The 14,376-nt window shown below is 72.1% G+C and carries 11 protein-coding genes and 1 tRNA gene; 3 read left to right on the top strand and 9 right to left on the bottom strand.

What is annotated here, in order from left to right; genetic code table 11:
• Positions 1-10: 10 nt before the first annotated feature.
• Positions 11-87: transfer RNA gene (locus tag E3Z34_RS00060), tRNA-Ile, on the bottom strand.
• Between the two features lie 141 nt (positions 88-228).
• On the opposite strand from E3Z34_RS00060, the gene E3Z34_RS00055 reads away from it, so the two are divergent.
• The 3 genes from E3Z34_RS00055 to E3Z34_RS00045 are packed head-to-tail and all read left to right on the top strand — an operon-like array spanning position 229 to position 2,253.
• Positions 229-1,158, top strand: a complete 930-nt coding sequence (locus E3Z34_RS00055; RefSeq protein WP_158288541.1) for an ABC transporter ATP-binding protein — start codon at positions 229-231, stop codon at positions 1,156-1,158.
• Positions 1,155-2,012, top strand: a complete 858-nt coding sequence (locus tag E3Z34_RS00050) for an ABC transporter permease (RefSeq protein WP_134771951.1) — start codon at positions 1,155-1,157, stop codon at positions 2,010-2,012. The genes E3Z34_RS00055 and E3Z34_RS00050 overlap by 4 nt, the downstream gene beginning before the upstream one ends.
• A 46-nt stretch (positions 2,013-2,058) precedes the next feature.
• Positions 2,059-2,253 (top strand): helix-turn-helix transcriptional regulator, encoded by a 195-nt coding sequence (locus tag E3Z34_RS00045; RefSeq protein WP_202976987.1) that lies wholly within the window; start codon positions 2,059-2,061, stop codon positions 2,251-2,253.
• Positions 2,254-2,355: 102 nt separating this feature from the next.
• On the opposite strand, the gene E3Z34_RS00040 is transcribed toward E3Z34_RS00045, so the two are convergent.
• The 8 genes from E3Z34_RS00040 to dnaA all read right to left on the bottom strand — a co-directional run bounded on the left by E3Z34_RS00040 (position 2,356) and on the right by dnaA (position 14,277).
• Positions 2,356-3,090 (bottom strand): DUF3566 domain-containing protein, encoded by a 735-nt coding sequence (locus E3Z34_RS00040; protein WP_238695266.1) that lies wholly within the window; start codon positions 3,088-3,090, stop codon positions 2,356-2,358.
• On the bottom strand, positions 3,087-5,786 hold the full coding sequence (gene gyrA / locus E3Z34_RS00035) for a DNA gyrase subunit A (RefSeq protein ID WP_134771949.1): 2,700 nt from the start codon (positions 5,784-5,786) through the stop codon (positions 3,087-3,089). Before gyrA ends, E3Z34_RS00040 begins: the two co-directional genes overlap by 4 nt.
• Before the next feature lie 44 nt (positions 5,787-5,830).
• Positions 5,831-7,969, bottom strand: a complete 2,139-nt coding sequence (gene gyrB / locus E3Z34_RS00030) for a DNA topoisomerase (ATP-hydrolyzing) subunit B (RefSeq protein WP_134774642.1) — start codon at positions 7,967-7,969, stop codon at positions 5,831-5,833.
• A 290-nt stretch (positions 7,970-8,259) separates the two neighbouring features.
• Positions 8,260-8,871, bottom strand: coding sequence for a DciA family protein (locus E3Z34_RS00025; protein ID WP_134771948.1), 612 nt, complete (start codon positions 8,869-8,871; stop codon positions 8,260-8,262).
• Entirely contained in the window at positions 8,864-10,099 is a 1,236-nt protein-coding gene (locus tag E3Z34_RS00020) for a DNA replication/repair protein RecF (RefSeq protein WP_134771947.1), read from the bottom strand. The genes E3Z34_RS00025 and E3Z34_RS00020 overlap by 8 nt, the downstream gene beginning before the upstream one ends.
• Positions 10,100-10,129: 30 nt before the next feature.
• Positions 10,130-11,206 carry a phosphogluconate dehydrogenase (NAD(+)-dependent, decarboxylating) gene (gene gnd / locus E3Z34_RS00015; RefSeq protein WP_134771946.1) on the bottom strand — a complete coding sequence of 359 codons (1,077 nt, stop codon included), beginning with the start codon at positions 11,204-11,206 and terminating at the stop codon, positions 10,130-10,132.
• Between the two features lie 70 nt (positions 11,207-11,276).
• Positions 11,277-12,410, bottom strand: coding sequence for a DNA polymerase III subunit beta (dnaN, locus tag E3Z34_RS00010; protein ID WP_134774641.1), 1,134 nt, complete (start codon positions 12,408-12,410; stop codon positions 11,277-11,279).
• Between the two features lie 544 nt (positions 12,411-12,954).
• Positions 12,955-14,277, bottom strand: a complete 1,323-nt coding sequence (gene dnaA / locus E3Z34_RS00005) for a chromosomal replication initiator protein DnaA (protein WP_238695265.1) — start codon at positions 14,275-14,277, stop codon at positions 12,955-12,957.
• Positions 14,278-14,376 lie beyond the last annotated feature (99 nt).

Raw genomic sequence — 14,376 nt, 5'->3', positions numbered from 1 at the left:
ACGCCTGCGGTGGTGGGCCTAACTGGACTTGAACCAGTGACCTCTGTCTTATCAGGACAGCGCTCTAACCGACTGAGCTATAGGCCCGCGATGCGCAGCCTCACCGGAGGCTCGCGACGCCCGAGATTACCTGATCGCGGGGACACGACCAAAACCGCGCCCGGCCCGCACCCGCCGGACCGCCGCACCTCTTGCACATTCGATAGCAGACCTACTACGTTCAGAGGTATGGACGCTGACCCTCTGATCATCCGTTGTGCCGGGCTGACGATGGCCTACGGCGACACTTTGGTCCTGGACGGCATCGACCTGGAGGTCCCTCGCGGGCAGGTGGTGGCCCTGCTGGGGCCCAACGGTGCGGGCAAGACCACCACCGTGGAGATCCTCGAGGGCTTCCGCCGCCGCTCGGGCGGTGAGGTGCAGGTGCTGGGGCACGACCCGGCGACGGCGCCCGAGGCGTGGCGCTCCCGCGTCGGTGTCGTCCTGCAGAGCTGGCGCGACCACGGCACCTGGCGGGTCCGGGACCTGCTCGAGGTGATGGGGCGCTACTACGCCCCCTACTCGACCGAAGGGGTCAGCCGACCCTGGGCCGCGGACGAGCTGCTCGAACGGGTCGGGCTGGGGGCTCACGCGGGATCCCGCATCGACAAGCTCTCGGGCGGCCAGCGACGCCGGCTGGACGTGGCCATCGGCCTCGTGGGCCGCCCGGAGCTGCTTTTCCTCGACGAGCCCACCACCGGCCTGGACCCCGCGGGGCGACGGGACGTCCACGACCTCCTGGCCGACCTCGTCGACCTCGACACGACCATCCTGCTCACCACCCACGACCTGGCCGAGGCGGAGAAGATCGCAGACCGGCTGCTGATCCTCGCCGGCGGTTCGATCGTGGCCGACGGCAGCCCGGACGCCCTGCGTCTCCAGCTGTCCCGGATGAGCGAGGTGCGGCTGCGCGACACGGTCACGGGCGAGGTGAGCGTCCACGCCGAGCCCGACCCCACCGCATACCTGACCGAGGTGCTGACCTCCCGCCCCGGTGAGGTGCAGGTGGTGGAGGTGCGCGCGGCCTCGCTGGAGGACGTCTACCTCGACATCGTCCGCCGCGCCGAGGCCGGCGAGGACCTCGGCGACCTGACGAGCCTGCAGGAGGTGGCCCGATGAGCGCCCGCAGCATCCCCACGGCCGTGGTGCACGCCGCGCTGCGTCAGGCGCGGACCACCCTCGTCCGCAAGTACACCTCCGCGGGCGGCCTGAGCACCCTCTTCTTCTCGACGGTCTTCCTGGTCGTCCTCTTCTTCCTGCGCGACCTCGAGTTCGCCGACGGGATGGTCGCCGCCGGGGGGTGGATCTTCACCGGGTTCCTCGCCTTCGGGGTCATCGCGGCCGCGGTGCTCGGGGTGGCCGGCGAGCTGCAGACCGAGCGGGAGGACGGCACCCTGCTCCGCGCGAAGGCGGTGCCCCACGGGATGTCGGGCCACCTGCTGGCCAAGCTCGTGGTGGCTCCCGTCGACGCCGTCGTCCCCATGGTGCCCGTCGTCGTCGGGGCGGTCCTGCTGCTGCCGGGGACCATGCCCACCCAGCCCGGGCGGTGGCTGCTGCTGGTCGTGGTCTTCCTGCTCACCGTGGCGGCCATGCTCCCGTGGGGCGCGGTCCTGGGTGCCGTCTTCCGCTCCATGATCACCTTCGCCTGGGTGACCCTGACGATCTACGCCGTCGCGGTCGTCTCCGGGCTGTTCTACCCGGCGACGGCGATGCCGACCTGGCTGCAGTGGCTCGCGCAGGCCACCCCCCTCTACTGGATCGGTCGTGCCTTCCGCGGTGTCCTCCTGCCCGAGTCGGCGGCCGCGGCGGAGATCGGCGGGCAGTGGTCCCTCGGCCTCACCCTGGCGGTGCTGCTCGCGTGGGCGGTCGTCGGTCTGCTCGTGGCGCCCCTGCTGCTGCGCCGGATGGCCCGCCGGCAGTCCGGCAGCGCCGTGGCCGCCGCCCGCGAGCGCGTGCTCAACCGGGGCTACTGACGTGCCCGCACCGACCCCTGCGGAGACGATCCACAACCGGATTGCGATGCTGCGAGCCGAGCGCGGCATCTCCCGGCGCGAGCTCGCGCAGGCCCTGGGCGTGCACTACCAGACGATCGGCTACCTGGAGCGGGGGGAGTACAGCCCGTCCCTCCACCTCGCGCTGGCGATCGCACGCTACTTCGAGGTGCCGGTCGAGGTGGTCTTCTCCCTCGACCCCTTCCCTCGCCTGGGGAGCTGAGTTCCGGCAGTGGGTGCTCGGGGGCGGAGCCCCCGAGGCGGGACTCGGGGTCTGGGGCGGAGCCCCAGCGGGGGTGCTCGGGGGCGGAGCCCCCGAGGGTGCTTACTCGTCGGAGAGGGTCACCTGGGCGCCACCGACGAGGGCGGCGCAGATGTTGTAGAGGAAGGCCGTGAGGGTGGCGAGCGCGGTGAGCAGGAAGACGTTGAGGACACCGAGGACCGCGGAGATGGCGACGACCCGGCTGAAGCCGAGGTAGTCCTGCAGGTCGATGCTCGGGCCGCTGGTCTCCCCGCTGGTGACCTGGGTGATGAAGTCGTTGAGGGTGGAGAAGACGTTCATCCCCGACAGCACCGTCCACAGCACCGCGACCATGACCACGCCGGCGATGCCGAGGGCGACCGAGACCAGGAAGCTGATCTTCAGCACCGACCACGGGTCGATGCGCTGCGCGGTCAGGCGGACCCGCCGCGGGCCGCCGCGCCGGGGGGCCGGGCGGGGCTGGCCGGTGCGGGCGGTCGTCTGGGGGGACGTGGGCCGGGATGAGCTGCGGGTCGGGCCGGCCGAGGAGCGGGCCGGGGCACCGGCACCGCTGCGGCCTGCGGTCGCCCCGGCGGCCGAGCCCGAGGCCAGGCCGGCGGTCGCGCCGCGCAGGGCCCGCGCCTTGCGGGCCGCGAGGTCACGGCCCTGGGCGGTGCGGGCCATCGCGCCGTCCCGCATCCGCTCGGCGGTGGAGCGCGACCCCTCGCCCTTCTCCTCCGGCGTTCCCGTGGGATGGACCTGGGTCTCGTCACCGGAGGACGAGGGCCGGCCCGAGGACGAGTCCTGGGTGGTGCTCATGCTTCGTCTCCTGGGGCCGTGTCGTCAGGGTCACCGGCGGTCAGGTCGTCCGCGGGCTCCTCCGACGGTACGCCATCGTCGCTTCCCGCGCCGTCATCCGCGCCGTCGGTGGCGAGGTCGTCCGCGGCAGCCTCCGCCTCCTGGACGGCGGCCTCCAGCTCCTCCTGCGCCTCCTCGGCGGCCTCGGGGTTGACGGCCACGGCGACGATGGAGTCGTTCCGGCCCGGGGTGGCGAAGATGACGCCGGCGGTGTCGCGGCCGGTGACCCGGACCTGGTCGATCGGGGAGCGCACGACGTTGCCGCGCTCCATGACGACCATGACCTCGTCGCCCTCGTCCACGGTCAGGGCCCCGACGAGGGTGCCGCCCTTGCCGTTGGTCTTGGCCACCTTGATGCCGGTGCCGCCACGCCCCTGGACGCGGTAGTGGTCGACGGGGGTCCGCTTGGCCATCCCGGTCTCGAAGACGACGAAGACGAAGGGGTTCGCCCCCGCGGGGACGACCCGCATGGCGAGCAGCTCGTCCTCGCCCTTGAACTTCATACCCGTCACGCCCGAGGTGGCACGGCTCATCGGCCGCAGCGCCTCGTCGGTCGCGGTGAACCGCACCGACTGCCCCCCGCGGGAGACCAGGAGCACGTCGTCGTCGGGCGAGGCCAGCGCCGCCCCGACCACCTCGTCGTCGTCGCGCAAGTTGATGGCGATCAGGCCGCGCGAGAGCCGCGAGTCGTAGTCGGTGAGGCGGGTCTTCTTCACCTTGCCGCTGCGGGTGGCGAGCACCAGGTAGGGCGCCTGCTCGTAGCTGCCGATCGTCAGGACCTGGCGGATCCGCTCCTCGGGCTGGAAGGCCATGAGGTTGGCCACGTGCTGGCCCTTGCCGGTCGGCCCGCCCTCGGGGAACTCGTAGGCCTTGGCCCGGTAGACCCGGCCCTGGTTGGTGAAGAAGAGCATCCACTCGTGGGTGTTGGTGACGAAGAAGTGCTCCACCACGTCGTCGGCCCGCAGCGAGGCACCCTTGCGGCCCTTGCCGCCCCGGTTCTGCGCGCGGTACTCCCGCACCGGGGTCCGCTTGACGTAGCCCCCGGTCGTGATCGTGACGACCACGTCCTCCTCGGGGATGAGGTCCTCCATCGACATGTCGCCGCCGAAGGGCACGATCTTGGAGCGCCGGTCGTCGCCGTAGCGGTCCACGATCTCGGCGAGCTCCTCGGAGACGATCTGCCGCTGCCGCTCGGGGGAGGCCAGGATCGCCTGGTACTCCTCGATCATCAGCTGGAGCTCGTCGTGCCGGCTCTGGATCTCCTGGCGCTCCAGCGCGGCCAGGCGGCGCAGCTGCAGGTCGAGGATGGCGCGCGCCTGCACGTCGTCGATGTCGAGCAGCGTCATCAGCCCCGCGCGGGCCTCGTCGGCGCTCGGGCTGCGGCGGATGAGGGCGATGACCTCGTCGAGCTGGTCCAGGGCCTTGAGGTAGCCCCGGAAGACGTGGATGCGCTCCTCGGCGTCCCGCAGGCGGTAGCGGGTGCGCCGGACGATGACCTCGATCTGGTGGTCCACCCAGTGCCGGATGAAGGCCGACAGGGGCAGGGTGCGCGGCACCCCGTCGACGAGCGCCAGCATGTTGGCGCCGAAGTTCTGCTGCAGCTGGGTGTGCTTGTAGAGGTTGTTGAGCACGACCTTGGCCACGGCGTCCCGCTTGAGGACGATGACCAGGCGCTGGCCGGTGCGGCCCGAGCTCTCGTCCCGCAGGTCGGCGATGCCCGACATGCGGCCCTCCTTGACCAGCTCGGCGATCTTCTTCGCCAGGCTGTCGGGGTTGACCTGGTAGGGCAGCTCGGTCGCCACCAGGCACGTGCGACCCTGGATCTCCTCGACCTCGACGACGGCCCGCATGACGATCGAGCCGCGGCCGGTGCGGTAGGCGTCCTCGATGCCCTTCTTGCCCATGATGAGCGCGCCGGTGGGGAAGTCCGGGCCGGGGATGAGCTCGAGCAGCTTCTCCAGCAGCTCCTCCCGGGTGGCCTCGGGGTGCTCCAGCAGCCACTGGGCGCCGGAGGCGACCTCGCGCAGGTTGTGCGGCGGGATCTGGGTGGCCATGCCGACGGCGATGCCGGCCGAGCCGTTGACCAGCAGGTTGGGGAAGCGCGCCGGGAGGACGGAGGGCTCCTTGTTGCGCCCGTCGTAGTTGTCGACCATGTCGACGGTGTCCTCGCGGATGTCGCGGACCATCTCCATGGCCAGCGTCGCCATCCGCGCCTCGGTGTAGCGGGGCGCGGCCGCGCCCTCGTCACCCGGGGTGCCGAAGTTGCCCTGGCCCTGGATGAGCGGGTAGCGCAGCGACCACGGCTGGACGAGGCGCACCATCGCGTCGTAGATCGCGGAGTCGCCGTGCGGGTGGTAGTTGCCCATGACGTCGCCGACGACGCGGGCGCACTTGGAGAAGCCGCGGTCGGGGCGGTAGCCGCCGTCGTACATCGCGTAGAGCACCCGCCGGTGCACCGGCTTCAGGCCGTCCCGCACGTCCGGCAGCGCACGCGAGACGATGACGCTCATCGCGTACTCGATGTAGCTGCGCTGCATCTCGGTGTTGAGGTCGACGATGTCGACCTTGTCGGTCTCGCCGGGGGAGCGGTCGACCCTGGCCGTCGTGGGGTCGGGGTTCTCGGTCTCGGGCAGGTCGGGGGTCTCGTCGTCAGCCACAGTTCACCTTGGGAGTCGTCTTCGGGGGTATGCCGCGAGCCGGTTCAGATGTCGAGGAAGCGCACGTCGCGGGCGTTGCGCTGGATGAAGCTGCGCCGGGACTCGACGTCCTCGCCCATGAGGATGGAGAAGACCTCGTCGGCCTTGGCCGCGTCGTCCAGGGACACCTGCAGCAGCACCCGGCTGTCCGGGGCCATCGTGGTCTCCCACAGCTCCTGCGCGTTCATCTCGCCCAGACCCTTGTAGCGCTGCACCGGCGAGTCCTTCGGCAGCCGGCGCCCGGCCGCCAGACCGGCCTGGACCAGCCCGTCGCGCTCCCGGTCGGAGAACGCGAACTCGTGCTCGGCGTTCGACCACTTGATCCGGTAGAGCGGCGGCTGGGCGAGGTAGACGTAGCCCGCCTCGATGAGCGGCCGCATGAAGCGGAAGAGCAGCGTGAGCAGCAGGGTCCGGATGTGCTGGCCGTCGACGTCGGCGTCGGCCATGAGGACGATCTTGTGGTAGCGGGCCTTGTCAAGGTCGAAGTCCTCGCCGATCCCGGTGCCGAAGGCGCTGATCAGCGCCTGGACCTCGAGGTTGGCCAGCACCTTGTCGATGCGGGCCTTCTCGACGTTGAGGATCTTGCCCCGGATCGGCAGGATCGCCTGGTGGAAGGGGTCGCGCCCGGACACGGCGGACCCGCCGGCGGAGTCACCCTCGACGATGAACACCTCGGACCTCGCCGGGTCCTTGGTCTGGCAGTCCTTCAGCTTGCCCGGCAGGCCGCCGGACTCCAACAGGCCCTTGCGCCGGGTCGCGTCGCGCGCCTTGCGGGCGGCCATCCGGGCGTGGGCGGCCTGGACCGCCTTGCCGACGATCTCCTTGCCCTCGCGCGGGTGGGCCTCCAGCCAGTGGCCGAACTGGTCGGTCATCGCCGACTGGACGAAGCCGCGAACCTCGGAATTGCCCAGCTTGGTCTTGGTCTGCCCCTCGAACTGCGGCTCTCCGAGCTTGACCGAGATGACCGCGGTCAGCCCCTCGCGCACGTCGTCGCCGGTGAGGTTGACGTCCTTCTCCTTGAGCAGCTTCTGCTCCCGGGCGAAGTCGTTGACCAGGCGGGTCAGCGCCGCGCGGAAGCCCTCCTCGTGGGTGCCCCCCTCGTGGGTGTTGACCGCGTTGGCGTAGGTGTGGACCGACTCGGTGTAGGCGCCGGTCCACTGCATCGCGATCTCGACCGAGAGCATCCGCTCCTCGTCGGTCGCCTCCAGGGCGATGACCTCGGGGTGCACCGGGTCGGTGCGCTTGCTCTTGTTGAGGTGCGTGACGTAGTCGAGCAGGCCGTTGTCGTAGCGGTAGACCAGGGTGCGGGACCGCGGGCGGGAGGCCTCGCCGGCCCCCTCGGCCCCGTCCTGCTCGCCGTCGGCCTCCAGCCCCTGCGTGGGACCGTCGACGTCGTCCTCGCCGAGCCCGTCGATCGGGTCGTCCTCGATCGCGTCGACCGGCGCCGCCTCCCGGGGCCGCTCGTCGGTGAGGGCGATGGTGAGGCCCTTGTTGAGGAAGGCGTACTGCTGGAAGCGGGCGCGGATGGTCTCGAAGTCGTAGACGACGGTGTCGAAGATGTCCGCGCTGGGCCAGAAGGTGATGGTCGTGCCGGTCTCGTGGTCGCGCTCACCCTCGGGGTCGGACTCCGCCAGCGGCGCCTGCGGGACGCCCAGGTGGTAGGTCTGGCGGTAGACCTTGCCCCGCTGGCGGACCTCGACGTCGAGCCGCTCGGAGAGCGCGTTGACGACCGAGGAGCCGACGCCGTGCAGGCCGCCGGAGACCTTGTAGCCGCCACCGCCGAACTTGCCGCCGGCGTGCAGCTGGGTGAGGACCAGCTCGACGGCCGGCTTCTTCTCCACGGGGTGCAGGTCGGTGGGGATGCCGCGCCCGTCGTCCCGGACCCGAACACCGCCGTCGGCGAGCAGGGTGACGTCGATCCGCTCGGCATACCCCGCCAGCGCCTCGTCGACCGAGTTGTCGACGATCTCCCACACGAGGTGGTGCAGGCCGCGCTCCCCGGTGGACCCGATGTACATCCCCGGGCGCTTGCGGACGGCCTCGAGGCCCTCCAGCACCTGGATGGCGGAGGCGTCGTAGGCGGTGGCGGTGGCCAGGGACTCCGGCTGCCCCTCCTCGGGGCTCACCTCGGGCAGCTCCGGCATGGCCGGGTCGCCCGGCTCGAGGGTGGGTCCGTTGTCTGGTCCGACCGTGGACAAGGGGTCTCCTCACGAGGATGGGCAAAGACGTCTCAGTCTACCTGTTCGGGCGCCGATCTCCGACTTGCCCACAGGGGTGCCCGGCCGTCTGCGGCCCGTGAGGGCGGCTCTGCCGCCGCGCACCCCCGCACAGGAGTCCCCCCTCGCGACCCAGGGTCCGGCCGGGATGCGGCGCCTCCCGCCGGGGGCGGCCCACCGATCCACCCGTCAGGCTCAACCGTCGGTGTCGCGCGGGCTCATCCGTAGGTGTCCCGCGGCCCCCGGCCGCCCGCCGACAGCGGGCCCTTGCGCCAGCTCGGCCCGGCAGGCCCCTGGACGACGATCTCGGTCACGACACCCTCCCCGACCTGCTCCTCGATGCGCGCGAGCACGGTGGACAGCAACAGCCGCATCTGCGTGGCCCAGGCGGTCGAGCGTGCCCGGACGGTGAGCACGGTCCCCTCGAAGGAGACGATCTCGACGTTGGCGGCCACCTGGTCCCCGACCAGGGCCTGCCACCGGCCGACGACCGCCCCCACCTGCACGTCGGCGTCCCACCCGCGGCTGGCGACGAGCTTGGCCACCTCCTCGCCGACGAGGTGCGGGTCGCGGTCCTGGCGGGAGGACGAGGGCTGGGCGAGCTCGCGCCGACGGCCCCGGCCGGCGGGCGACCCCGGGCGCAGGCCCTTCTCGCGGGCCGCCCGGCGCGCCCGCGCCAGCGCGTCGTGCGCGGCCTCCAGGGGGTCGGGCGCGGTCTCGAGGGGGTCTGGTGCGGCCGGGTCGGGCGCGGTCTCGAGGGGGTCGGGCGCGGCCCCGAGCGGGTCGGGTGCTCGGTCCTGGCCCGGGAGCTCGTCGGGGCGCTCAGCCACGGGCGGTCACCGCCCCCAGCACCACGTCCAGGACCGTCCCGTCGGCCTCGAGCAGCCGGGCCGGCACGTCCTCGGCCACCGCAGCCGTGACGAGCACCTGCTCGCAGTCCGCGACGAGGTCCGCGAGACGCTCGCGGCGCCCGACGTCCAGCTCGGCGAAGACGTCGTCGAGGACGAGCACCGGGTCGGTGCCCAGATCGTGCCGCAGCAGGGAGAAGCCCGCCAGCCGCAGGGCCAGCGCCAGGCTCCAGGACTCGCCGTGGCTCGCGTAGCCCTTGGCGGGCAGCTCCCCGAGCGTGAGGTGCAGGTCGTCACGGTGCGGCCCCACCAGGCACACGCCCCGCTCCTGCTCCTGGGTCCGGACCCGCTCCAGGGACGCCAGGAGCGCCTCGACCAGCTCACCCTGCTCCGGCACCTCGCCCTCGGCCACCTGCCGCGCGGCCGGCAGGTCCTCGGCCAGGCTGCTGCGGTATGCGGCCTGCGCCACCATGTCGCTGTCGCTGATCGTCCGGTAGGCGTCGGCGAGGTAGGGCCGTAGGTCGCGCAGCAGCCGGAGCCGGGCGTAGAGCAGCGCGCCCCCGATCTGCGCCAGCTGCTCGTCGAAGACGGCGAGCGTGGCCAGCGCCCCCGCCCGGGCCTCCTCCAGCGTCTCGCCGGGGGCCAGCCGCGGGCCGCCCCCGCGCGCCGGGCCGCGGCGGGCGTCCCGCCCGCGCCACAGGTGGGACGCCGACTTCAGCAGCGCCCCCCGCTGCCGCACCGCCCTGTCGTAGTCCTGGCGCACCGCGGCCCACCGTGGCTGGCGGGCCACGAGCAGCTCGTCGAGCAGGCGCCGCCGCTCCGACGGGTCGCCCTTGACCAGCGCCAGGTCCTCGGGCGCGAAGAGCACCGTGCGCAGCGTGCCGAGCACGTCCCGCTGGCGGGGGACCGGCTGCCGGTTCAGCCGCGCCTTGTTGGCGCGGCCCGGGACGATCTCCAGCTCCACGAGGGACTCCCGGCCCTCCCGGACCACGGTTGCCCGCACGATGGCCGAGCTCGCCCCGGCCCGCACCAGGGGGGCGTCCTGGGCGACCCGGTGGGAGCCGAGGGTGGCGACATACCCGGCGGCCTCCACGAGGTTGGTCTTGCCCTGCCCGTTGCGCCCGAGCAGCACCGTCACCCCGGGGGTCAGCTCGACCACGGCGGAGGGGTAGCTGCGGAAGTCCGTGACCTCCAGGGCTCGAAGGTGCACCGGGGCGGGCGAGGGGGCCGGGGGTCCGGCTCAGCCCCGGTCGTCGACGTCGCCGCTGCCCGAGGTCGGCCCCTCGGGGCCACCGGTCGAGCCGCTGCCCGAGGAGGGGCCCGCGTCATCGGCGTCCGGCGCCGCGCCACCCTCGTCGCCGACCCGCTTCTCGCCTGTGTCGTCCTTCGGCTCCGCCGCCCGGTGCACCTCGACCTGGCCCTCGCCGAGGTCGTCCTCGAGCATCCGCACCGCGTGCCCGCCGAACTGGCCGCGCAGGGCGGCGACCATCTGCATGGCGGGGGAGTTCTCCTGCCGGGAGGCGAAGCGGGCGAAGAGCGCCGCGGCGAGCACCGGCATCGGGACGGCCATCTCGATGCCCTCCTCGAGGGTCCAGCGGCCCTCCCCGGAGTCGGTGGTGTACTCGCTGATCCCCTCCAGCTCCGGGGTCTCCTCCAGCGCCTTGACCGACAGGTCGAGCAGCCACGAGCGGACGACCGTGCCCCGGCTCCACGCCTGGAAGCAGCCCTTGACGTCGGTGACGATGTCCTTGGCCGCGAGGAGCTCGTAGCCCTCTGCGTAGGCGTGCATCAGGCCGTACTCGATGCCGTTGTGCACCATCTTGGCGTAGTGGCCCGCGCCGACCTCGCCGGCGTGGACGAACCCCTCCTCGCGTGGCCCCTCGGGGCGCAGCGCGTCGAAGATCGGCATCGCGACCTCCACGTGCTCCGGCCGCCCGCCGCACATCAGGCCGTAGCCGTTGTCGAGGCCCCAGATCCCGCCCGAGACGCCGCAGTCGACATACCCGATGCCCTTGGGGGCCAGGATCGCGTCCAGCTCGACGTCCTCGGTGAACTTGCTGTTGCCGCCCTCGACGACCAGGTCGCCCTCGGACAGCAGCTCGCCGAGGGTCTCGACGGTCGAGCGGGTGGGCTTGCCGTGCGGGACCATCACCCACACCAGCCGCGGGGGCTCGAGCGCCTCGACCATCGCCTCGACGGAGTCGACGTCGCGCAGGGACTCGTCCAGGTCGAAGCCGACGACCTCGTGGCCGGCGCGGCGCAGCCGCTCCCGCATGTTGCCGCCCATCTTGCCCAGGCCGATCATGCCGATCTTCATCGCGTGCTCCTCCTGCGTGGGTGGGTATGACGTTCGGCGGCCGGGGGCCACCAGGTGGTGGTGCCTGTCGTCAGCCGGCGAACCGCACCGGCATCAGGACGTAGCGGTAGGACTCGTCGGACTCGCCGTCGGCCTCCGCCTGGCCCGAGATGACGGCCGGCCGCGAGGCCTGGGTGAAGGCGAGCCGGGTGAAGGGCGCGTTGAGCACGCCGAGCCCGTCGAGCAGGAACTGCGGGTTGAAGGCGATCTCGATCTCCGGCCCGGTCAGGGTGGCCTCCACCGCCTCGCTGCCCTGGGCGTCGTCGCCGGTGCCCGCCTCGATGGCCACCTGCCCGTCGGTGAAGCGGAGCCGGACCGGGGTGTTGCGCTCGGCGACGAGGGCGACCCGGCGCACGGCCTCGACCAGCGCCTGGGTGTCGACCACGGCGACCGTGTCGACCGAGGTCGGGAAGATCGAGGTGACCTTGGGGTACTCACCGTCGAGCAGCCGCGTCGTGGTGCGCCGCTGGCCCGCCTCGAAGCCCACCAGGCCGTCGCTGCGGGAGGCGTCACCGAAGGCGATGTCGACCGAGCCGGCGGCCCCGAGCGACTTGGCCGTCTCGGACAGCGTGCGCGCCGGGATCAGGCAGACGTGGCTGGCGTCGGGGGAGCCGGGGCTCCAGGTCAGCTCGCGCAACGCCAGGCGGTAGCGGTCGGTCGCGAGCATCGAGACCTTGTCGCCGTCGATCTCGACCCGGACCCCGGTGAGGATCGGCAGGGTGTCGCCACGGTCGGCGGCGATCGAGACCTGGTGGACCGCCTGGGTGAAGGTGTCGCCGGCGATCGAGCCGCTCGGGTCGGCCTGGCTGGGCAGCTGCGGGTAGTCCGAGACCGGCATCTGGATGAGCGAGAACCGGCTCGACCCGCAGGTGATCTGCACCTTCGCGCCCTCGGTGGCCACCTCGACCGGCCGGCCCGGGAGGTTGCGCGCGATGTCGGCCAGGAGCCGCCCCAGGACGAGCACCTGCCCGCCCTCCTCGACGTCCGCCTCGACGGTCACCGTGGCGGAGACCTCGTAGTCGTAGGCGGAGAAGGTCAGCGTGCCCTCCTCGTCGGCCGTCAGCAGGACACCGGCCAGGACCGGCACGGGGGGACGGTTGCTGAGGCCGCGGACGACCCAGGCGACCGCCTCGGAGAGCACATCGCGCTCGACACGGAACTTCACGATCTTCGGCCCTTCGGCGTATGCGGACATGGGGATGGGAGGACAACAATGCCACGTCCTCCCTCCAGGTGCTCCGGGGCGTGCGCTCCCTGTGCAGAAGGGTCGTCGTGCTCCTGGTCCGGGATCGAGGGGGTCGGCCCGCAGGGATGTAGGACGAGCTGAATCTGGGAGAGAGAGGTTAGTCGTCGTCGTAGGGCCTGTGGATCCTGTGGACAACCGGGGGAGAAGAGGGTCGTCGGCGCAGGTGGGACGGCGTGGCGCACCCTCCCGTCATCCTGTGTGCACGCGGGGGACATCCCGGTGGACGAGCGGGCCCCGGCTGTGGACGGCGCCGGCGGATCCCCAGCAGCGTGGCGTCCGCCCACCGCTCGTCCCCATGCTGACCTGCACGGATCCGCAGCCCGCCCACAGGGTGTGCACAGCCCCTGCGGGCGTCCCGGGCAGCCCGGAGCGACGCCGGCGGGAGTGCCGGATGTGACGAAGGTGAAGGATGGGTGACAACCCACAGAGTTATCCACAGCTGTGGACGACGGAGGGGGACCGCTCAGCGTGCGGAGGCCTTGCGGATGTGGCCGGTGAGCTCGGCGATCTGGTCGTAGAGAGCCCGTCGCTCCCCGATCTGGGCCCGGATCTTGCGCTCGGCGTGCATGACGGTCGTGTGGTCCCGACCGCCGAACTCCTGGCCGATCTTGGGCAGGGAGAGGTCGGTGAGCTCGCGGCAGAGGTACATCGCGACCTGGCGGGCGTTGACCAGGGTGCGGGAGCGGGACTGCCCGCACAGCTCGTCGGCCGTGATCTGGAAGTAGTCGGAGACCTCGCGGATGATCGTCGGCACGGTGATCTGGGCGGTGTCGCCCGGCACGATGTCCTTGAGCACGTGGGCGGCCAGGTCGGTGTCCGCGGTCTGGGAGGACAGGGAGGCGAAGGCCGTCACCCGGATGAGCGCGCCCTCGAGCTCGCGGATGTTGGTGGTGATGCGTGTCGCGATGTGCTCCAGCACCTCGTCCGGCAGCTGCATCCCCTCCTGGGCCGCCTTCTTGCGCAGGATGGCGATCCGGGTCTCGAGGTCGGGCGGCTGCACGTCGGTGAGCAGCCCCCACTCGAAGCGGGAGCGCATCCGCTCGGGCAGGCCCAGCCGCTTGGGCGGCTGGTCGGAGGTGATGACGACCTGCTTCTCGCTGTTGTGCAGGGCGTTGAAGGTGTGGAAGAACTCCTCCAGCGTCTGCTCCTTGCCCTGGAGGAACTGGATGTCGTCCACGAGCAGGAAGTCGACGTTGCGGTAGCGGCGCTGGAAGGCGCCGGCCTTGTCGTCGCGAATGGAGTTGATGAAGTCGTTGGTGAACTCCTCGGAGTTCACGTAGCGCACCCGCACGCCGGGGTAGAGCTTGCGGGCGTAGTGACCGATCGCGTGCAGCAGGTGGGTCTTGCCCAGGCCCGACTCCCCGTAGATGAACAACGGGTTGTAGGCGCGGGCCGGCGACTCGGCGACCGCGAGGGACGCGGCGTGGGCGAACCGGTTGGAGGCGCCGGAGACGAAGGTGTCGAAGGTGTACTTCGGGTTCAGCCGGGCCTCGTCGGCGATGCCGGTGACCGCCGGACCGGCCGGGCCCGCGGGGGTGGTGGGGATCGTGGGGGGGCGCAGATCGGAGCCAGCCTCGACGGCGTCCGGGGGTATGCCGTTCCCGTGCGGCTCCGCCTCGCCGCCCGGCAGCCCGGGCTCGGCGGCCTCGTCCTCCACCGTGCGACGCAGGTCCTCGTCGACGGTGATCGCCAGCCGGACCTCCTGGGCCATCTCCCGCGACAGCGCCTCCGTGATCGGGGCGCGCAGGGTGGTCTCCAGCATGTCCTTGGTGTGCTCGTAGGGCACGGCCAGCAGGGCGGTGGAGTCCAGCAGACCGACCAGTCGCGTCAGGCGGAGGAAGGCCCGTTCCCGAGCGGGCAGGCCGTGCCGTGCTCCTCGAGCTCG

Source organism: Ornithinimicrobium flavum (assembly GCF_004526345.1).
Lineage (GTDB): Bacteria > Actinomycetota > Actinomycetes > Actinomycetales > Dermatophilaceae > Ornithinicoccus > Ornithinicoccus flavus.
The sequence above is the reverse complement of the archived record's forward strand: the minus strand, read 5'-3'. Positions and strand labels throughout refer to the sequence as shown.